Here is a 19,920-nt window from a genome sequence, read left to right on the forward strand (position 1 = left end):
CGGTCAAATGGGACGCGCTCAGCGTTCGGAATCGCCGGCCAGTACCTGGGCGATGTGCAGCACGCGCGTGGTCGTATCGCCCGAACGGCGCAGCCGCCCTTCGATGTTCAGCATGCAGCCGAGATCGCCCAGCACGACGCACCCCGTCCCGCTCGCTTGCACGTTGGCGCACTTTTCGTCGACGATGGCCGTCGAAATGTTGCCGTACTTGACGGCGAAGGTTCCGCCGAAACCGCAGCAGTGCTCGCAGTCCTTCATTTCGGTCACGGCCACGCCGCGCTGAGCAAGCAAAGCGCGCGGCTGCGCCTTGACCCCGAGTTCTCGCAGCCCCGAGCACGAGTCGTGGTAAGTGACCGGCCCCTCGAATGCGCCGGGCGCCAAGCGCACCTGGGCGACATTGACGAGAAAATCGGTCAATTCATAGACTTTCGCCCGGAGCCGTTCATATCGGCCCATCAGTTCGGGGTCGTCGCGCAGCAGATCGCCGTAATGCGAGGCGATCATCCCGCCGCACGAACCCGAGGGAACCACGACGTAGTCGAACTGCTCGAACTCGCGCAGCATCTTTTCGGCTAGATCGCGGGCGATACGCCGCTCGCCCGAATTGTAGGCAGGTTGCCCACAGCACGTCTGGGCCGGCGGCACGATCACGTCGTAACCGGCTTGCTCGAGCAGCTTGATGACCGAGAACCCGATCTCCGGGCGCATCAGGTCAATGAGACAAGTAACGAACAGTCCGACTCGCATGGTGGCCAAAAGTGAACGAAACGAGGTCGATTATCCGACGTTTGTGCCGTCCAACCACGCGAGAAGTCGAAAAAAGTGCATGCCCGCGATCCGAGGGCGTATTCGAACAGCGTTCGCTTTTTTCACAATACGAGATACAATGGGTTCACCGTTAATTGCCGCGTCAATCGATTTCCAATGAGCGAGACGAATCCGGACTCCAAAACGTCGATCCAAGTGATCGAACGCATGATGCGCCTGCTCGATGCCCTGGCTGCCCATACCGATCCGGTCAGCCTCAAGGAGCTCGCGCTGCGCACCGAGTTGCACCCGTCGACCGCGCACCGCATTTTGAACGACATGGTCACGTGCCGTTTGGTCGACCGCTCCGACCCGGGCACCTACCGGCTCGGCATGCGGCTGCTCGAACTCGGCAACCTGGTCAAAGCGCGCCTGTCCGTGCGCGACGCCGCGCTTGCGCCGATGCGCGAGTTGCACCGCGCGACCGGGCAGACGGTCAATCTGTCGGTCAGGCAAGGCGATGAGATCGTCTATATCGAGCGCGCCTACTCCGAGCGCTCAGGTATGCAGGTCGTCCGTGCGATCGGCGGGCGCGCGCCGCTGCATCTGACTTCGGTCGGCAAGCTGTTCCTCGCGGCGGACGAAGCCGCGCGCGTACGCGCCTACGCCATGCGCACGGGCCTATCGGGCCATACCCAAAACAGCATCACGGACATCTCCCGGCTGGAGCGCGAACTGAGCCAAGTCCGGCAGCAAGCTTGCGCGCGCGACAACGAAGAACTCGAGCTCGGCGTGCGATGTATCGCCGCGGGCATTTACGACGACACGGGCAAGCTCGTCGCCGGCTTGTCGCTCTCGGCGCCGGCCGACCGGTTGCAAGACTCATGGCTCGGTCAATTGAGCCAGACCGCGCTCGTCATCTCCGAGTCGCTCGGCTATCACCCCGAAGCGGCCGCCGCCGCGGAGGCGCAGCGCAAATCGAGCGCGCACTAACAACGCACTGAGCGAGCGCGGCGCGTAACGCCCCAACATGCAAAAGCCCCGCCTAGGCGGGGCTTTTTATTCAGCAAGGCCAATGGCGCGAGCCAGGGCCCGCGCCGAAATCAGGTGCCGCGTCCGCCGGCGTCCGCGCTCGTAATACGCTGGCCGCCGAAATCGTCGAGCCACTTACGCAGGCGCGTCGCGTCCGCAAAGCGCGAATACTTGCCCGTGGAGTCGAGCAGCACCATCACCATCGGCCGACCATGGATCGTCGCCTGCATGACGAGGCATTCGCCGGCTTCGTTGATGAAACCCGTTTTTTGCAGCCCGATATCCCAAGTGGGGTTCCGTACGAGCGCATTCGTGCTGTTGTAGGCCAGCACGCCCCTACCCGGATAAACGTCGTAGCTGCGGTCGGTCGAGAACTTGCGGATGAGCGGATATTGATAGGCCGCATCGATCATCTTCACGAGGTCGCGCGCCGTCGACACGTTCTCGCTCGTCAAGCCGGTCGGGCTTTCGAAGTGCGTGTCGTTCATGCCGAGCGCCTTGGCTTTGGCGTTCATCGCCGCAATGAAGGCCGGCCGGCCGCCCGGGTAATAGCGCGACAGCGCCGCCGCAGCGCGGTTCTCCGACGCCATCAGCGCGATGTGCAGCATATCCTCGCGCGTGAGCACCGAGCCCACGCGCAAGCGCGAGGTCGTATGTTTGATGTAATCGCGATCTTCATCCGTCACCTCGATTTGCTCGGTCAACGGCTCCTTCGAATCGAGCACGACCATCGCGGTCATCAGCTTCGAGATGGAGGCGATCGGTACGACGGAGGTCGAGTTCTTGTCGAACAGCACCTCGGAGGTATTTTGGTCGACGACGAAAGCGACGTTCGAACGCAGCGCGACGCCCTCGGGCGTTTCTTGCAGCCCGAAAGGCTGCCCGGCCGTCGGCGAACGCGGTTCGAACGCGACGCGGTGCACGACGCCATGACGGCTATGCCCGCGCAGCGTGTAGCGCACGCGGCGGCTGTCCTTGGCGCGCACCTCGGTCGCGGCGGCGGATTTCGCCTCTTTCTTTGCGTGCTTCTTGTGGTGACTGACGCGCGCGCCATCGGTAGCGGCAAACGCGTCGATCGGGGTCGCAACCGTCGCCACGGCGAGCCCGGCCACGATCGTGCCGAGCGCCACGCCTCTAAGCACGTTGAGCGACGAAAATAGAGCGATTTTCATGAAGTTCTGAAGCGAGGAGTGGCGAACGGTTGTCGGCAAGTGTAGTAAAGCTGCGAAAATTTCGCAATATTAAGCACTTATCGGCCGTCCTTGATCCAATTTGTAAATTCGGGAAGCGCCCGGCATGCACCATTCTTGCGCACGCGGCAGCTTCGCCTCTGGGGCCATAACCGCATAACGGCGATGTTTGTCCAAACTTGAGCGAATTGGTTCGCCCCAATTCTCAAGCGCAGCGGCCCCCGACGGCATGCGCGCGGGTGCGCCCGCGATCAAGTCGGCATAACGCGCCAACCCTGCAATCGGTTTACAGCGTTTTCCGCCATAACACAGCGCGCTGGCGCACGATCGCTACCCAGCGGGCCATCGCCCTTCCCCGGGCGCCTCCTGGCGTTGCGGCGGAAATGGCGGAAAGGGGACGAAAAACGGGGTGAAAAGGAGATGGAAACGGTTCCTTCGACGTGTCCCCACAAAGTCGCCAACGCATTGTTTTATCGACAATTTCGCGAGATGGTGCGATGCACAAAATGTGCTTGACATTTGTGCAAGCCGTTCTAAAATGGGAACCGTTGTTGCGACGCACAAAACACGTTTTGACTTAAGAAGCGCCTCGCAAGGTTTAGCCATTCCACCACTTTGGTCTGCCGGAACAGGCGGACATTCAGGAGCGAAAACATGACTCTGCTGACACCTGAGCAATTTGCCGCAGCACAGAAAGCGAATCTCGAAGCGCTGTTCGGTCTGACGAACAAGGCGTTCGAGGGCATCGAAAAGCTGGTCGAACTGAACCTGCAAGTCGTGAAGTCGACGCTCGCGGAAAGCCAGGAAAACGCACAACGTGCGCTGTCGGTCAAGGACGCGCAAGAGTTCGTCGCGCTGCAAGCCAGCCTGACGCAGCCGGTTGCCGAGAAGGTGCTGTCGTACGGCCGTCATCTGTACGAAATCGCCTCGGCCACGCAAGCCGAGTTCGCACGTGTTGCCGAAGCGCAGTACGAAGAGCAAAACCGTAAGGTGCAAGCGCTCGTCGAAAACGTCGCCAAGAATGCACCGGCCGGTTCGGAAACGGCTGTGGCCGTCATGAAGTCGGCAATCACGGCCGCCAACACGACGTACGAAACGGTTCACAAGGCAACGAAGCAAGCCGTCGAAATCGCGGAAAGCAACTTCAACGCCGCTGCCACGGCTGCGCAAAAGGCTGCTCAACAAGCTGCCTCGCAAGCTTCGCGCGCTGCCGCCACGAAGAAGACGGTCGCGTAATACTTCGGCACCCGCTCCGCGCCGACGTAGCGTAGTAAAAAATGGCGCGCTCCCGGAAGGGAGCGCGCCATTTTTGCATTTGCCCGCTACCAAGCGGATCTCCTCATTCGACACATCCGCCCGGTAGATACAAAAACGCGCCGCGCAGCTCATCGGCTAGGCGGCGCGCTGCGCTCACGGGCGCATCACTGCTTCACTTCTTGCGCTGCGGCGGCAAATCTGTGCACACGCCTTCGTACAGCTCGGCCGCCATGCCGATCGATTCGCCGAGCGTCGGGTGCGGATGAATCGTCTTGCCGATATCCGTCGCGTCCGCACCCATCTCGATCGCCAGACACACTTCGCTGATCAAGTCGCCCGCATTCAACCCCACGATGCCGCCGCCGATCACGCGATGCGTCTCTTCGTCGAAGATCAGCTTCGTGAAGCCCTCGTCGCGGCCATTGGCGATCGCGCGGCCCGAGGCTGCCCACGGGAACACCGCCTTGCCGTACTTGATCCCTTCGGCCTTGCACTGGTCTTCCGTCTTGCCCGCCCAAGCCACCTCGGGGTCGGTGTAGGCGACCGAGGGGATTTGAATCGCATCGAAGTACGCTTTCTCGCCGTGCGCGGCTTCAGCCGCGACGTGGCCTTCATGCACCGCCTTGTGGGCGAGCATCGGCTGGCCGACGACGTCGCCGATCGCGAAGATGTGCGGTACGTTCGTGCGCATCTGCTTGTCGACTTCGATGGAGCCGCGGTCGGTCACCGCCACACCCGCCTTGTCGGCACCGATCTTCTTACCGTTCGGGCTGCGGCCGACGGCCACGAGCACGAGGTCGTAACGCTGCGGCTCGGCCGGCGCCTGCTCGCCTTCGAACTTGACGTAGATGCCGTCGGATTTGGCTTCGGCCGACGCCGTCTTCGTGCGCAGCATGACGTTCGTGAAATGCTTCGCGCTGTATTTCTGCCAAACCTTCACGAGATCGCGGTCGGCGCCCATCATCAGGCCGTCGAGCATTTCCACGACGTCGATCTTCGCGCCGAGCGTCGCGTACACCGTCGCCATTTCGAGCCCGATGATGCCGCCGCCGATCACGAGCATGCGCTGCGGAATCTGACGCAACTCGAGCGCTCCCGTCGAATCGACGACGCGCGGGTCCTCGGGCATGAACGGCAACTTCACCGCTTGCGAGCCGGCCGCGATGATCGCTTGCTTGAACTTCACGACCTTCTTGCCGCCCTCGCCCTGCACTTGCATGTGATACGGATCGACGAACTCGCCGACACCGGTCACGACCTCGACCTTGCGCGCCTTGGCCATACCCGCGAGGCCCGTCGTCAACTTCTTGACCACGCCCGATTTGAACGAGCGCAGCTTGTCCAGATCGATTTGCGGCTTGCCGAACGTAATGCCGTGCTCGGCCAGCGCCGCGACTTCGTCGGTGATCAGCGCCGTATGCAGCAACGCCTTCGACGGAATACAACCGACGTTCAAGCACACGCCGCCCAGCGTCGAATAGCGCTCGACGAGCACCGTCTTCATACCGAGGTCCGCCGCGCGGAACGCGGCGGAGTAACCGCCGGGGCCCGCGCCGAGCACCAGCATGTCGCATTCGATATCGGCCGAACCCGAGAAACTGCCCGCTTGCGGCGCGCTTGCCGCTGCCGCGGCAGGTTGCGGCGCCGGTGCGCTCTTGGCCGCGGCGGGCGCCGCAGCCGGAGCCGGAGCTGCCGCGGCGGCGCCCGCCGATGCTTCGACCAATGCCACGACCGTGCCTTGCGACACCTTGTCGCCGGCCTTGATCTTCACTTCCTTCACGGTGCCGGCGACATCGCTCGGCACTTCCATCGAGGCCTTGTCCGATTCGAGCGTGAGCAGCGACTGCTCTTTCTCGATGACGTCGCCCGGCTTGATGTTGACTTCGATGACGTCGACATCCTTGAAATCGCCGATATCCGGCACCTTCACTTCAACGAGACTCATTCACGTCCCCTTCTTGTTGTCGACGATCAAAGGATCACGCGCCGGAAGTCGGCGAGCAGCGCTCCGAGATACGCGTTAAAGCGCGCGGCCGCCGCTCCGTCGATCACGCGGTGATCGTACGAGAGCGACAGGGGCAACGTGAGGCGCGGCACGAACTGCTTGCCGTCCCACACCGGCTTCATCGCGCTGCGCGACAAGCCGAGGATCGCCACTTCGGGCGCGTTGATGATCGGCGTGAAGTTCGTGCCGCCGATACCGCCGAGCGAGGAGATCGAGAAGCAGCCGCCTTGCATCTGGTCAGGCTTGAGCTTGCCGTCGCGAGCGAGCTTCGACAACTCCGCCATTTCCTTGGCGATCTCGATGAGCCCCTTCTTGTCCGCGTCGCGAATGACCGGCACGACGAGGCCGTTCGGCGTATCGGCCGCGAAACCGACGTGGTAGTACTGCTTGAACACGAGGTTATCGCCGTCCAAACTCGCATTGAACGTCGGGAACTGCTTCAGCGCGGAAACGACGGCCTTGATCACGAACGCCAGCATCGTGATCTTCACGCCGGCCTTCTCGTTTTCCTTGTTCAACTGCACGCGCAGCGCTTCGAGCTCGGTGATGTCGGCTTCGTCGTTGTTCGTGACGTGCGGAATCATCACCCAGTTGCGATGCAGATTCGCGCCCGAGATCTTCTTGATACGCGACAGCGGCTTCGAATCGACCGGGCCGAACTTCGTGAAGTCGACCTTCGGCCACGGCAGCAAATTGAGCTCCCCGCCGGTACCCGCGGCGCCGGCCGGTGCCGCGCCCGCGACCGCACGCTGGCCCGTCATGACACCCTTCACGAAGGCGGTGACGTCTTCCTGCGTGATACGGCCCTTCGGCCCGGTGCCCTGCACTTGCCCGACGTCCACGCCGAGTTCGCGCGCGAATTTGCGCACCGACGGCGAAGCGTGGCTCGGACGGCGCGCGCCCCCTTCGCCGGCCGGGATGACGGGCGCCTGCGCCAGTGCGGACGGCTGAGCGGGCACGGGATGCGTCGTCGCGTCGCGCGGCGCGTCGGACGGGGCCTCCACGGGCTTGGCCGGAGCGGCCGGTGCCGCTGCGGGAGCCGCCGCCGCGCCTTGCGCCTCGACGAGCACGATCAGCGTGCCCTCGGAGACGGAGTCGCCCACCTTGACCTTCACTTCCTTGACGACACCGGCCACGGGGCTCGGCACATCCATCGTCGCCTTGTCCGATTCGAGCGTGACGAGCGATTGCTCCTTTTCCACGCGATCGCCCGGCTTGACGGCCACTTCGATCACCGGGACGTCTTTGTAGTCGCCGATATCGGGCACCTTCACTTCCTGCACGGCGCCGCTCGCTGCGGGAGCGGGAGCGGCCGCGGGTGCCGCGGCGGCTTGCGCGGGAGCGGCCGCGCCGTTGGGCTGCGCGCTCTTCGCGGGGGCTTGCGCGCCGCCGCCGGCCGGCTCGAGCAGCACGATCAACGTGCCTTCCGAGACGGAATCGCCCTGCTTGACCTTCACTTCCCTCACCTTGCCCGCCTGCGGGCTCGGCACGTCCATCGTCGCCTTGTCCGATTCGAGCGTGACGAGAGATTGTTCTTTTTCGACGCTGTCGCCGGCCTTCACGAGAATTTCGATGACAGGCACATCTTTGTAGTCGCCGATGTCCGGCACCTTGACTTCGATCGCTTCACTCATTGTTCGTGTCTCCAGGGCACACGCAAGGCGCGCCCGCCGGGTTCGAAGCGGCGGGCGCGCATAGCCTCACGCGAAGGTGTTGCCTTAAACGGTCATCGGGTTGGGTTTGTTCGGATCGAGACTGTACTTCTTCAGCGCGTCGGCGACGAGCTCGCGCTCGATCGTGCCCTCGTCGGCCAGCGCGTTCAGCGCGGCGACGGTGACCCAGTAACGATCCACCTCGAAGAAGTGGCGCAGCTTCTCGCGCGTGTCCGAGCGGCCGAAGCCGTCGGTCCCGAGCACGACGTAACGACCCGGAACGTAGCCGCGGATTTGATCGGCGAGTGCACGGACGTAGTCGGTCGAGGCAATGACGGGACCCTTCGCGTCCTTGAGCAGCGTCTCGACGTGCGAGAGCTTGCGCGGCTCGGTCGGATGCAGCAGGTTCCAGCGCGCGATGTCCTGACCTTCGCGAGCGAGTTCGGTGAAGCTCGGCACGCTCCACAGATCGGCATCGACGTTCCAGTCGTTCTTGAGCAGATCGGCCGCCGCGATCACTTCGTTCAGGATCGTGCCGGCGCCCATCAACTGAACGCGCGGGCCCTTCGCTGCCGCATCGGCCTTCTTCAGCGAATACATCCCCTTGATGATGTGCTCGGCCACGTGCTCGCCCTGCGGGATCGCGGGGTGCTCGTAGTTCTCGTTCATCACGGTGATGTAATAGAACACGTCTTCCTGGTTCTGAACCATGCGGCGCAGACCGTCTTGCATGATCACGGCGAGTTCATAGCCGAACGTCGGGTCGTAGCTCAGGCAGTTCGGCACCGATTGCGCCCACAGCAGCGAGTGGCCGTCTTCGTGTTGCAAGCCTTCGCCGTTCAGCGTCGTGCGTCCCGCCGTACCGCCGAGCAAGAAGCCGCGCGAGCGCATGTCGCCGGCCGCCCATACGAGGTCGCCGATCCGCTGCAGGCCGAACATCGAATAGAAGATGTAGAACGGCACCATGATCTCGCCGTGCGTCGAGTACGACGTCGCGGCCGCGATCCAGTCGCACATGCCGCCGGCTTCGTTGATGCCTTCCTGCAGGATCTGCCCCGTCTCCGATTCGCGGTAGAACATGAGCTGATCGGAATCTTCCGGCACGTACTTCTGGCCGTCCTGGTTCCAAATACCGATTTGGCGGAAGAGCCCTTCCATGCCGAACGTACGCGACTCGTCGGGGACGATCGGCACGACGCGCTTACCGAGCGCCTTGTCCTTGAGCAAGATGTTCAAGATCCGCACGAACGCCATCGTCGTCGAGATCTCGCGGCCTTCGCCCGTGCCTTTGAGCAGCGGCTCGAAGGCGGACAGCTCAGGCACTGGCAGCGATTCGGCCTTTTCCCGGCGCGCGGGCAGGTAGCCGCCCAACTCCTGGCGGCGAGCACGCATGTACTCGAGTTCCTTCGAGCCTTCCTCGAACTTCAGGTACGGCACGTTGACGAGGTCTTCGTCGGAGATCGGCAGACGGAATTGATCGCGGAACACCTTGAGCTGGTCCACCTGCATCTTCTTTTGCTGGTGGGTGATGTTCATGGCCTGGCCGGCCTCGCCCATCCCGTAGCCCTTGATCGTCTTCGCGAGAATGACGGTAGGCTGGTCCTTGGCGTGCTGGGCCTCATGGAACGCGGCGTAAATCTTGTGCGGATCGTGGCCGCCGCGGTTCAGGTTCCAAATGTCTTCGTCGGACCAGTCCGCGACGAGCGCCTTCAATTCAGGCGTATTGAAGAAGTGTTCGCGGACGAATGCACCGGATTCGGACTTGTACGTTTGGTACTCGCCGTCGACCACTTCCATCATGCGGCGCATGAGCACGCCCGTCTTGTCGCGCGCGAACAACGCGTCCCAGCGGCTGCCCCAGATGACCTTGATGACGTTCCAGCCGGCGCCGCGGAACTCCGATTCGAGTTCCTGAATGATCTTGCCGTTGCCGCGCACCGGACCGTCCAGGCGCTGCAAGTTGCAGTTGATGACGAACACGAGGTTGTCGAGCCGCTCGCGTCCGGCCATGCCGATCGCGCCGAGCGATTCCGGCTCGTCCGTTTCGCCGTCGCCGAGGAACGCCCAGACCTTACGGCCTTCCGTCTTGGCGATGCCGCGCGCTTGCATGTACTTCATGAAGCGGGCTTGGTAGATCGCCATGATCGGGCCGAGACCCATCGACACGGTCGGGAACTGCCAGAAATCGGGCATCAGCCACGGGTGCGGATACGACGAAATGCCCTCGCCGCCGACTTCCTGGCGGAAGTTGTCGAGCTGGTTTTCCGTAAGCCGGCCGAGCAAGAAAGCGCGCGAGTAGATACCGGGCGACGAGTGGCCCTGCACGAACACGAGATCGCCGCCGTGTTCGGGCGACGGTGCATGCCAGAAATGGTTGAAACCGACGTCGTACAACGTGGCGGCCGACGCGAACGAGGCGATGTGGCCGCCGACGTTCGTATGCTTACCGGCGCGCAGCACCATCGCGATCGCGTTCCAGCGCGTATACGAGCGGATGCGGTGCTCGAGATCCTGGTCGCCCGGGATCTTCGCCTGGCGCGAAACGGGAATCGTGTTGATGTACGGCGTCTTAGCCGAGAACGGCAGATGTTCGCCGTGCACGCGCGCGAACTCGATCTGTTTTTCGATCAAGTAATGCGCACGGTCCGGACCGACGGCAGAAATGACCCCTTCGAGCGCGTCGAGCCATTCGCCGGTTTCCTGGGGGTCGTCGTCTTTATCGGCGGCGACATATTTCATGACTTCGTCGGGCACAGCGGACATTCTCGTCTCCTGGATTTTGGGGAATGCTCTACGAATGGACGACGCAGACCGGGTCGGACCGCGGCAACTGTCGGCGATTGTAAAGAGGCTTGCAGGGCCTTAGCAATCAATTTTTCGAATTACGAGATCATTTCTCATAATGCGGAATATTGCTGCGACGCACCCAAAATGAACGGCGATCGTGCGTGAATGTGTCGTCAGTTGCATCAAACGAGGCTGGAATACCCCTGTTTTACGCCAATTGGCGGTGTCGCGCTGCGCTACAATTCGAGCCATGTTGACCGATCGGCTTTTCGCACGTTCGGCGCGGTCGTCCGGACACCGGGCGGATTCGGCGCCGTCACGTTGGCACCACGGACCGTGGTGGTCCAATTCGTATTTGCTCACGCCTTTACTTTCCATCCTGGTGTTCCTGGTGGTGATGAGCCTCATCCTCTGGAGCTTGAACAGGCGCGAGCAACAGCAGCAGGAAGACACGTTGTATCGCAACGTGGCGTGGGCGCAGCAGCAGATCCGCCTGTCGATGACCGGCGCGCAAGAACAATTGCAGGCGCTCGCGCGCGACATCGCGGCCGGGCATTCGGATCAGCACGGCTTCGAGATGTCGACGGCCGACATCATGCAGGCGCACCCCGAGATTCTTTATCTGAACTGGTATACCGTTCAGAAATCGCCGCGCTGGCCGGACACGCCGCTGCCGCTGGCGGGCCAACGCTTCGCACGGCTGACCGACGCTCAGATGGACGAGGCCGTGCGGGCCGCGTTCGCCGATGCGCGCAGCACGCGGCGCCAGGTCTACTCGCCGCTCATCTATGACGACGTCGGCAACGGCTACCTCACGCTGCAAACGCCGATTTACCGGGATCGCGAATTCTTGGGTTCGATCGCGGCCGTCTTCTCGATCGAGGGCATCCTCAAGCACGACATCCCGCCCGAGCTCTCGGCGAAGTACAAGATCTCGATCACCGACGCGAACAACCGCGAATTGGCGACCACGTCGACGCGCCCGCGCCTGCCGCGCGACATCTTCTACGACTTGCCGCTCGATCCGCCCGGCCAAGGCGTGACCGTACGCGTCTATGCGTTTCCGCAAGTCACGAACTTCACGAACAACACGCTCGTGTGGCTCGTGGCTGGGCTCTCGTGCTTCGTGCTCTGGAGCCTATGGAGCTTGTGGAAGCACACGCGCCAGCGCTTCGAGGCGCAGCAGGCCCTGTACGCCGAGGCGTTTTTCCGTCGCGCGATGGAAAACTCCGTGCTGATCGGCATGCGCGTACTCGATATGCATGGGCGCATCACGCACGTGAATCCGGCGTTTTGCCGTATGACCGGCTGGGATGAAAGCGACCTCGTCGGCAAGACGGCGCCGTTCCCTTACTGGCCGCGCGATTCCTACCCGGAGATGCAACGCCAGCTCGACATGACGCTGCGCGGCAAGGCGCCCTCCTCGGGCTTCGAATTGCGCGTGCGGCGCAAGGACGGCTCGCTCTTCCACGCTCGGCTGTATGTATCGCCGCTCATCGACAGCTCGGGACGTCAAACGGGCTGGATGTCGTCGATGACCGACATCACCGAGCCCAAGCGCGCGCGCGAAGAACTCGCCGCCGCGCACGAGCGCTTCACGACGGTGCTCGAAAGCCTCGACGCGGCCGTGTCCGTGCTCGCGGCCGACGAAGCGGAATTACTGTTCGCGAACCGCTACTACCGGCATTTGTTCGGCATCCGCCCGGACGGCCACTTGGAGTTGGCGGGCGGTGGATTCGACAGCGCGCAAGCCTCGTCCGATTCGATCGATATGGTCGATACCTACGCCGGATTGCCGGCCGCCGCGCTGACGGAAAGCGCGGCCGACGCGCAAGAAATCTACGTGCAAAGCATCCAAAAGTGGTTCGAAGTGCGCCGCCAGTACATCCAATGGGTGGACGGCCATCTCGCGCAGATGCAGATCGCGACCGACATCACCACGCGCAAGCAGGCGCAGGAACTCGCGCGCCAGCAAGAGGAAAAGCTGCACTTCACGAGCCGCTTGATGACGATGGGCGAGATGGCCTCGTCGCTGGCGCATGAATTGAATCAGCCGCTGGCCGCGATCAACAACTACTGCTCGGGCACGGTCGCGCTCGTGAAGGCCGGCCGCACCACGCCCGACACGCTGCTGCCCGTGCTCGAAAAGACTGCTCAGCAAGCGGTGCGCGCCGGTATGATCATCAAACGCATCCGCGAATTCGTGAAGCGCAGCGAGCCCAAGCGGCAAGCGGCGCGCGTATCGGACATCGTGGCCGACGCCGTCGGTCTGGCCGAGATCGAAGTCAGAAAGCGGCGTATCCGTATCCTGACGGAAGTGCGTTCGCGCCTGCCCGTCATCTACGTCGATCCGGTGCTGATCGAGCAGGTGCTCGTGAACTTGCTCAAGAACGCCGCGGAGGCCATGCACGACGCTCGGCCGAACGCCGTCGATCCGACGATCCGCGTGATCGTCCGGCTCGATTCGGGCTTCGTCTGCATCAGCGTGATCGACCAAGGGCCCGGCGTGGACGAAGCGGCGATCGAACGGCTGTTCGAACCGTTTTACAGCACCAAATCGGACGGCATGGGCATGGGCCTTAACATTTGCCGCTCGATTATCGAATCGCATCGGGGCCGTCTGTGGGTTGTCAACAACGTCGATGGGGACGGCAAGATCACAGGCGCCACGTTTCACTGTAGTCTGCCGATCGGCGAACCTAGCGATCCGGGCCACGGCGGCCCGGTCGAGGCGCCGAGACCACAAACCGTTACGGGAGAGCTATGAGCAGCCCAGTCACCAGTCAAGAAACCGTCTTCGTGGTCGACGACGACGAAGCCGTCCGAGATTCGCTGCGCTGGCTTTTGGAAGCGAACGGCTATCGGGTGCAGTGCTTCTCGAGCGCCGAGCAATTTCTCGAGGCGTACCAGCCTGCCCAGCACGCCGGACAGATCGCTTGCCTCATCCTCGACGTGCGGATGTCCGGCATGAGCGGGCTCGAGTTGCAAGAGCGCCTTATCGCAGAAAACGCCTCGCTGCCGATCATCTTCGTCACGGGTCACGGCGATGTGCCGATGGCCGTCTCGACGATGAAAAAAGGCGCGATGGATTTCATCGAGAAGCCGTTCGACGAAGCCGAACTGCGCAAGCTCGTCGAGCGCATGCTCGATAAGGCGCGCAGCGAGAGCAGCACCGTGCAGCAGCAACGCGCGGCCGCCGAGCGTTTGGGCAAGCTGACGGCGCGCGAGCACCAAGTGCTCGAACGCATCATCGCCGGCCGCTTGAACAAGCAGATCGCCGACGACCTCGGCATCAGCATCAAGACGGTCGAGGCGCATCGCGCCAACATCATGGAAAAGCTCAACGTCAACACCGTGGCCGACTTGCTGCGCCTCGCGTTGTCGAACAAGCCCGCCAACCAGGCATGATTGCCGCGGCAAGCGCCCACGCAGGGCGCCTGCCGCCGCAGATCCCCTCGCCCGGCCGCTCCCGTCCGGGCGCCCTCCCCGCGCCGGCCTTGCATCCGACGCTATAATTACGCTTTTGTCGCGCGCGTGGTCCACGTGCCCGCTCTTACCGGCTTCGCTTAGCGCTTGGCCACGAGAGCCAAGAGCGCATTTCACGCCGCCCGTGGGTTCGCCCGCCGCGGGATCGCCCACGCTTGGGCCACAGCGCTTCGCGCGACCGCCGCATTTCATCGTCTCACTCTCGACCGACCACCATGACAGCCAAATTGATCGACGGCCTCGCCCTCTCCAAGACTCTTCGCGCCGACGTCGCCGCGCGCGCCGCCGCGCTCACCGCGCGCGGCCACCAGCCTGGGCTTGCCGTGGTGCTCGTCGGCGACAACCCGGCCAGCGAAGTCTACGTGCGCAACAAAGTGAAGGCCTGCGAGGACAACGGCCTTTACTCGTCGTACGACCGCTATCCGGCCACGCTTTCGGAAGCCGACTTGCTCGCGCGAATCGACGCGCTCAATCGCGATTCGCGCATCCACGGCATCCTCGTTCAATTGCCGCTGCCCGCGCATATCGATAGCCATAAGGTCATCGAAGCGATCGCCCCCGAAAAAGACGTCGATGGCTTCCATGTCGCCAACGCGGGCGCGCTGATGACGGGCAAGCCGCTGTTTCGCCCGTGCACGCCGTACGGCGTCATGAAAATGTTCGAGGCCTACGGCATCGAATTGCAAGGCGCGAACGCGGTCGTCATCGGCCGCTCGAACATCGTCGGCAAGCCGATGGCGATGATGTTGATCGACGCGGGCGCGACCGTCACGGTTTGCCACAGCAAGACGCGCGATCTCGCCGCGCATGCGCGCGCGGCCGACATCGTCGTGGCGGCCACGGGCCGTCGAAACCTACTGACGGCCGACATGGTCAAACCCGGTGCGACCGTCATCGACGTCGGCATGAACCGCGACGAAGCGGGCAAGCTGTGCGGCGACGTCGATTTCGCGGGCGTCTCGACCGTGGCAGGCCATATCACGCCGGTGCCCGGCGGCGTAGGCCCGATGACGATCACGATGTTGCTCGTCAATACGATCGAAGCGGCGGAACGCGCCGCCAACGAAGCATAAGCACGGTACGGCGGCGCACCCGCCCTTTCGACACCGACACCTACTACAGACAGGAACAGCGCTATGGTTTCGCATACGTCCGATTCGTCCAGCTCCAACGGCAAGGGTGTCCAAAGCGATAATCCGCTGCTCGATTTCTCGGGCCTGCCGCGCTTCGGCGACATCCGCCCCGCGCACATCACGCCGGCGCTCGACATCCTGCTGGAAAAAGCCCAAGCCGCGATCGATCATGCGACCGATCCGGCGACGCCCGCCAACTGGGCCGACGTCGTCGAAGCGACGGAAGCGGCCACGGAGCCCCTCTCGCGCGCCTGGGGCATCGTCGGGCATTTGAACGCGGTCGCCGATACCCCCGAATTGCGTGCCGCCTACGGCGAGAACTTGCCGCGCGTGACCGAGTTCTGGTCGAGCGTCGGTCAAAACTTGGCCTTGTTCGAAAAGTACAAGGCGATCGTCGCGAGCCCCGCCTACGCCGGGCTCAGCGACGAACGCAAAAAGATCCTGCAAAACGCGTTGCGCGATTTCCGCTTGTCCGGGGCCGAACTGCCCGAGGATCAAAAACCGCGCTTTTCCGAATTGCAAGAGCGCCAGGCAGCGCTCGCGAAGTCGTTCTCCGATCACGTGCTCGACGCGACCAACGCCTACGCTTACGTCGCGAAAACGGAAAGCGAGCTCGAAGGACTACCCGGCGACGTCGTCCAAGCCGCGCGCGAAGCGGCGCAAGAGGCGGGTATCGACGGCTGGAAATTCACGCTCCACTTCCCGTCTTACTTCCCCGTCATGCAGTACGCGGCGCACCGCCCGATGCGCGAGACCATGTATCGCGCCTATGTCACGCGTGCGTCCGAACTCGGCGCCACCTATGGCGGCGGCAAGGTCGAATGGGACAACACCGAGAACGTCGCCGAACTGCTCAAGCTCCGTCAAGAAGAAGCGCGGATGCTGGGCTACCGCAACTTCGGCGAAGTGTCGCTCGTGCCGAAGATGGCGGACACCCCCGAGCAAGTCGCCACGTTCCTCGAAGATCTCGCCAAACGGGCTCGCCCTTATGCCGAAAAGGACTGGGCGGAGTTGCGCGCGTTCGCGGCCGAAGAGCTCGGTTTGACCGAGCTTGCCCCTTGGGACGTCGCCTTCGCGGGCGAGCGTCTGCGCGAAAAGCGCTATGCGTTCTCGGAAAACGAAGTCAAGCAATACTTCCCCGAACAAGCCGTGACCGACGGGCTTTTCAAGGTCGCGCAGACGCTCTTCGGCGTGAAGATCCGTCGCGACGAAGCCGCCGTTTGGCATCCGGACGTGCGCTTTTTCCGTGTCGAGGACGAAGCCGGCACACTGCGCGCACAGTTCTACCTCGATCTGTATGCGCGCGAAGGCAAGCGCGGCGGCGCATGGATGGACGATGCCCGTTCGCGCCACAAGCGTAGCGACGGCAGCCTGCAAACGCCGGTGGCCTATCTGACCTGCAATTTCTCGGCGCCGGTCGGCGGCAAGAGCGCTTGCTTCACGCACGACGAGGTCATCACGCTGTTCCACGAGTTCGGACACGGCTTGCATCACATGCTCACGCGCGTGGACGAGCTTGGCGTATCGGGCATCAACGGCGTCGAATGGGACGCCGTCGAATTGCCGTCGCAATTCCTCGAGAACTTCTGCTGGGAATGGGACGTGCTCGCCGATATGTCCTCGCATGTGGATACCGGCGAGAAGCTGCCCCGCGAGCTATTCGACAAGATGATCGCCGCGAAGAACTTCCAAAGCGGGCTGGCCACGCTGCGGCAAATCGTGTTCTCGATGTACGACATGCGGTTGCATACGAGCTTCGATCCGCAAGGCCCGCAAAGCGCGAACGAGCTGGCACGCGAAATCAACGAGCGGTATCACGTGATTCCGCAAGCGAGCTTCTCGCGTTGGCCGAACACGTTCAGCCACATCTTCGCGGGCGGCTACGCGGCGGGCTACTACAGCTATAAATGGGCAGAGGTGCTGTCGGCCGATGCCTACGCCGCGTTCGAGGATGCCGCGAAGGCGGCCGAAGGCAGCGTGCTCGATGCCGAAACGGGTACCCGCTACCGCCAGGAGATTCTCGAAGTGGGCGGTAGCCGTCCGGCGATGGAATCGTTCAAGGCGTTCCGCGGCCGCACACCGACGATCGATGCGCTGCTGCGCCACAACGGGATGGCCGAATCACCGGCGAACTGAAGCCACGAAGCAGTATGCCGGGAGGCTAGCGCCGCAGCTTGAAATCGACTTCGAGCGGGCGCCCCGGCAGCGACAGCGTCGCGCGCGCGGGCGGGCTCTGCGCGACGACGTTGCCGCCCCGCACCACCGCCAACCGCGACGCACGCAATCGGATCGCCTCGATCGGATCGCGCGCATCGAGCACGACGCAGTCGCCCCGGCAGCCGGGCGCAATGCCGTAGCCTTCCAAGCCGATAATCCGCGCCGCATTCACCGTGACGGCATCGAACGCGGCGCGCATCGCATCGATGCCCGTCATCTGCGCGACGTGCAAGCCCATGTGAGCCACTTCGAGCATGTCGCCCGAGCCGAGGCTGTACCACGGGTCCATCACGCAATCGTGGCCGAATGCCACATCGATCCCGGCTGCCAGGATCTCCGGGACACGCGTCATGCCGCGCCGTTTCGGATAGGTATCGGCGCGTCCCTGAAGCGTGATGTTGATGAGCGGATTGGCGATCGCGGCCACACCCGACTCGCGCATCAGCGGCAACAGCTTGCTCACATAGTAGTTATCCATCGAGTGCATCGACGTCAGATGCGAGCCGGCCACGCGGCCGCCGAGCCCGAGGCGATGCGCCTCCTTGCATAACGTTTCGATGTGACGGGATAGCGGATCGTCCGATTCGTCGCAATGCATATCGACGGGCAGCCCTTTTTCCGCGGCGAATTCGCAGAGCAGCCGGATCGATTCCGCGCCGTCGGCCATCGTCCGTTCGAAATGGGGAATCCCCCCGACGACATCGACGCCCATCGCGATCGCGCGCTTCAAGTTATCGAACGCCCCCGCGGAACGCAACAGGCCGTCTTGCGGAAACGCGACCAATTGCAGATCGAGATATGGCGCCACGCGGCGCTTGACCTCGAGCAAAGCCTCCACGGCGAGCAAGCGCGGATCGCAGACATCGACGTGCGTGCGGATGGCGAGCAGCCCGCGCGCTACCGCCCAATCGCAGTATTGCAAGGCGCGCTCGACCAATGCCTCCTGCGTCAGTTGCGGCTTCAACTCTCCCCACAACGCGATCCCTTCCAACAACGTACCCGATGCGTTCACGCGCGGCAGACCGTACGACAGCGTGGCGTCGAGGTGGAAATGCGCGTCGACGAAAGGCGGGACGACGAGCGAGCCGGCGGCGTCGATCTCCCGCCCTGCCGCTGCCGTCAGATTCGGCTCGACGGCGACGATCCGTCCCGCGTCGATCGCGATATCGACAGGGGCGTCGCGCCCCGCTACATGGGTGCTCAATGCGGCGCGGCGGATGATGAGATCCATGAAGGCTCCTCGGATAAACGTCGATGCCCGATTCTATCGAGCCGCGCCGTGTTGCGGGTCTTCTTTGTCGAAGAGCACGAACTGGGCGCTGTCCGCTGCGTCGTCTTCCTCTAACCGGACACCGACGCCGAGTAAGCGTACCGGACGCGCGCGTCGTGCGAAGCCCTTTTCGAGCAGCGTGAGGAAAGTCGGTAGATGGGTCGCCCCGGCCACGCATTCCACTGTCGTTCTTTGAAAATCGGCGAAGCGGATCTTGACGTACAGCTTGCGAATCGCCGCGCGGGCGCCGGCCCGCTCGATGCGGGCGTCGAGTTGTTCGGCGAGCTCGCGGATCTGCGCCGCGCACGCCTCGAGCGTTTGCAAGTCCGTCACGTAGGTGGTTTCGACGCTGATCGACTTACGTTCTTGATCCGGTTCGACGGCGCGCCGATCGATACCCCGCGACAGGTCATGAAGCCTGCGGCCAAAAGCCCCGAACCGCTGGTGCAATTCGAGCAGCGGCCACGCGCGCAGATCTTGGCAGGTTTCGATCCCGAGTTGTTCGAGTTTGGCCGCCGTCACCTTGCCCACCCCGAAGATTTTACGCACGGGCAAGGCCGCCACGAACGCATCGACCTCGTGCGGACGGACGACGAAGAGCCCGTCGGGCTTATTCCAATCCGAGGCGATCTTAGCCACGAACTTGTTCGGGGCCACGCCGGCGGACACGGTGACGCCCACCGTCTCGCGCACGCGCTCGCGGATTTCGGCGGCCATCAAGGTGGCGCTGCCCTGGCAGCGGGTTGCCGCGCTGACGTCGAGATAGGCTTCGTCGAGCGATAGCGGTTCGACCACGGGCGTGTAGTCGCGGTAAATCGCCATGATCTGCCGCGACGCGGTTCGATACTTCTCCATCGACGGCGGCATGATCAATAGATCCGGGCACTTGCGCATTGCGAGCGCCGAAGACATCGCCGAATGCACACCGAAGCGGCGCGCCTCGTAGTTGCAAGTGGCGATGACGCCGCGATGCTCGGGCCGGCCGCCTACGGCCAGCGGGCGGCCGCGCAGGCTGGGATCGTCGCGCATCTCGACCGATGCGTAGAAACAATCGCAATCGCAGTGAATGATTTTACGAGCGAGCGCAGCCATCGCGCCGGGGGGCGCGGAAACGGACGGAGGGAAAGGAGGGGCTGGCGTACTC

General features: G+C 63.4%; 13 protein-coding genes. 6 read left to right on the forward strand and 7 right to left on the reverse strand.

Going from position 1 to position 19,920, the window contains the following annotated elements:
• Positions 1-18 precede the first annotated feature (18 nt).
• Entirely contained in the window at positions 19-747 is a 729-nt protein-coding gene (locus C0Z18_RS01395) for a (Fe-S)-binding protein (protein WP_102643556.1), read from the reverse strand.
• Positions 748-924: 177 nt separating this feature from the next.
• On the opposite strand from C0Z18_RS01395, the gene C0Z18_RS01400 reads away from it, so the two are divergent.
• On the forward strand, positions 925-1,740 hold the full coding sequence (locus C0Z18_RS01400) for an IclR family transcriptional regulator (RefSeq protein ID WP_102643557.1): 816 nt from the start codon (positions 925-927) through the stop codon (positions 1,738-1,740).
• Between the two features lie 110 nt (positions 1,741-1,850).
• Here the strand turns inward: C0Z18_RS01400 and pbpG are convergent, their stop codons facing one another.
• Positions 1,851-2,951 carry a D-alanyl-D-alanine endopeptidase gene (gene pbpG / locus C0Z18_RS01405; RefSeq protein WP_102643558.1) on the reverse strand — a complete coding sequence of 367 codons (1,101 nt, stop codon included), beginning with the start codon at positions 2,949-2,951 and terminating at the stop codon, positions 1,851-1,853.
• A 672-nt stretch (positions 2,952-3,623) separates the two neighbouring features.
• Here pbpG and C0Z18_RS01410 point away from each other — a divergent pair.
• Entirely contained in the window at positions 3,624-4,205 is a 582-nt protein-coding gene (locus C0Z18_RS01410; protein ID WP_102643559.1) for a phasin family protein, read from the forward strand.
• 193 nt (positions 4,206-4,398) lie between these two features.
• On the opposite strand, the gene lpdA is transcribed toward C0Z18_RS01410, so the two are convergent.
• From lpdA to aceE, 3 genes are all read right to left on the reverse strand, one after another.
• A complete protein-coding gene (lpdA, locus tag C0Z18_RS01415) occupies positions 4,399-6,171 on the reverse strand; it encodes a dihydrolipoyl dehydrogenase (RefSeq protein ID WP_102643560.1) in 1,773 nt (590 codons plus the stop codon).
• A gap of 26 nt (positions 6,172-6,197) precedes the next feature.
• Complete coding sequence (gene aceF, locus C0Z18_RS01420; RefSeq protein WP_102643561.1) at positions 6,198-7,865, reverse strand: dihydrolipoyllysine-residue acetyltransferase; 1,668 nt, start codon at positions 7,863-7,865, stop codon at positions 6,198-6,200.
• 84 nt (positions 7,866-7,949) lie between these two features.
• Entirely contained in the window at positions 7,950-10,646 is a 2,697-nt protein-coding gene (gene aceE / locus C0Z18_RS01425; RefSeq protein ID WP_102643562.1) for a pyruvate dehydrogenase (acetyl-transferring), homodimeric type, read from the reverse strand.
• A gap of 274 nt (positions 10,647-10,920) precedes the next feature.
• On the opposite strand from aceE, the gene fixL reads away from it, so the two are divergent.
• The 4 genes from fixL to C0Z18_RS01445 all read left to right on the forward strand — a co-directional run bounded on the left by fixL (position 10,921) and on the right by C0Z18_RS01445 (position 17,425).
• Entirely contained in the window at positions 10,921-13,437 is a 2,517-nt protein-coding gene (gene fixL, locus C0Z18_RS01430; RefSeq protein ID WP_102643563.1) for an oxygen sensor histidine kinase FixL, read from the forward strand.
• Complete coding sequence (gene fixJ / locus C0Z18_RS01435; RefSeq protein WP_102643564.1) at positions 13,434-14,078, forward strand: oxygen response regulator transcription factor FixJ; 645 nt, start codon at positions 13,434-13,436, stop codon at positions 14,076-14,078. The genes fixL and fixJ overlap by 4 nt, the downstream gene beginning before the upstream one ends.
• Before the next feature lie 293 nt (positions 14,079-14,371).
• Positions 14,372-15,229, forward strand: coding sequence for a bifunctional methylenetetrahydrofolate dehydrogenase/methenyltetrahydrofolate cyclohydrolase FolD (gene folD / locus C0Z18_RS01440; protein WP_102643565.1), 858 nt, complete (start codon positions 14,372-14,374; stop codon positions 15,227-15,229).
• Positions 15,230-15,292: 63 nt separating this feature from the next.
• Positions 15,293-17,425 carry a M3 family metallopeptidase gene (locus C0Z18_RS01445; RefSeq protein WP_102643566.1) on the forward strand — a complete coding sequence of 711 codons (2,133 nt, stop codon included), beginning with the start codon at positions 15,293-15,295 and terminating at the stop codon, positions 17,423-17,425.
• Between the two features lie 25 nt (positions 17,426-17,450).
• Here the strand turns inward: C0Z18_RS01445 and C0Z18_RS01450 are convergent, their stop codons facing one another.
• Both C0Z18_RS01450 and dinB read right to left on the reverse strand, forming a co-directional pair.
• Positions 17,451-18,737: an amidohydrolase family protein gene (locus tag C0Z18_RS01450; RefSeq protein ID WP_102643567.1), complete on the reverse strand. Its 1,287-nt coding sequence runs from the start codon at positions 18,735-18,737 to the stop codon at positions 17,451-17,453.
• A 33-nt stretch (positions 18,738-18,770) separates the two neighbouring features.
• The gene (dinB, locus tag C0Z18_RS01455; RefSeq protein WP_102643568.1) at positions 18,771-19,868 is read right to left on the reverse strand and encodes a DNA polymerase IV; all 1,098 of its coding nucleotides are present in this window, start codon (positions 19,866-19,868) and stop codon (positions 18,771-18,773) included.
• Between the last annotated feature and the right edge of the window lie 52 nt (positions 19,869-19,920).

It is taken from the genome of Trinickia dabaoshanensis (assembly GCF_002879885.1).
Classification (GTDB): Bacteria; Pseudomonadota; Gammaproteobacteria; order Burkholderiales; family Burkholderiaceae; genus Trinickia; species Trinickia dabaoshanensis.

What these genes read in the sequence shown, in the direction of transcription:
- C0Z18_RS01410 (WP_102643559.1), top strand. Translation starts at nt 3,624, where the DNA reads ATGACTCTGCTGACACCTGAGCAATTTGCCGCAGCACAGAAAGCGAAT.
- C0Z18_RS01395 (WP_102643556.1), bottom strand. Translation starts at nt 747, where the DNA reads ATGCGAGTCGGACTGTTCGTTACTTGTCTCATTGACCTGATGCGCCCG.
- C0Z18_RS01450 (WP_102643567.1), bottom strand. Translation starts at nt 18,737, where the DNA reads ATGGATCTCATCATCCGCCGCGCCGCATTGAGCACCCATGTAGCGGGG.
- folD (WP_102643565.1), top strand. Translation starts at nt 14,372, where the DNA reads ATGACAGCCAAATTGATCGACGGCCTCGCCCTCTCCAAGACTCTTCGC.
- aceE (WP_102643562.1), bottom strand. Translation starts at nt 10,646, where the DNA reads ATGTCCGCTGTGCCCGACGAAGTCATGAAATATGTCGCCGCCGATAAA.
- dinB (WP_102643568.1), bottom strand. Translation starts at nt 19,868, where the DNA reads ATGGCTGCGCTCGCTCGTAAAATCATTCACTGCGATTGCGATTGTTTC.
- C0Z18_RS01445 (WP_102643566.1), top strand. Translation starts at nt 15,293, where the DNA reads ATGGTTTCGCATACGTCCGATTCGTCCAGCTCCAACGGCAAGGGTGTC.
- lpdA (WP_102643560.1), bottom strand. Translation starts at nt 6,171, where the DNA reads ATGAGTCTCGTTGAAGTGAAGGTGCCGGATATCGGCGATTTCAAGGAT.
- aceF (WP_102643561.1), bottom strand. Translation starts at nt 7,865, where the DNA reads ATGAGTGAAGCGATCGAAGTCAAGGTGCCGGACATCGGCGACTACAAA.
- C0Z18_RS01400 (WP_102643557.1), top strand. Translation starts at nt 925, where the DNA reads ATGAGCGAGACGAATCCGGACTCCAAAACGTCGATCCAAGTGATCGAA.
- fixJ (WP_102643564.1), top strand. Translation starts at nt 13,434, where the DNA reads ATGAGCAGCCCAGTCACCAGTCAAGAAACCGTCTTCGTGGTCGACGAC.
- fixL (WP_102643563.1), top strand. Translation starts at nt 10,921, where the DNA reads ATGTTGACCGATCGGCTTTTCGCACGTTCGGCGCGGTCGTCCGGACAC.
- pbpG (WP_102643558.1), bottom strand. Translation starts at nt 2,951, where the DNA reads ATGAAAATCGCTCTATTTTCGTCGCTCAACGTGCTTAGAGGCGTGGCG.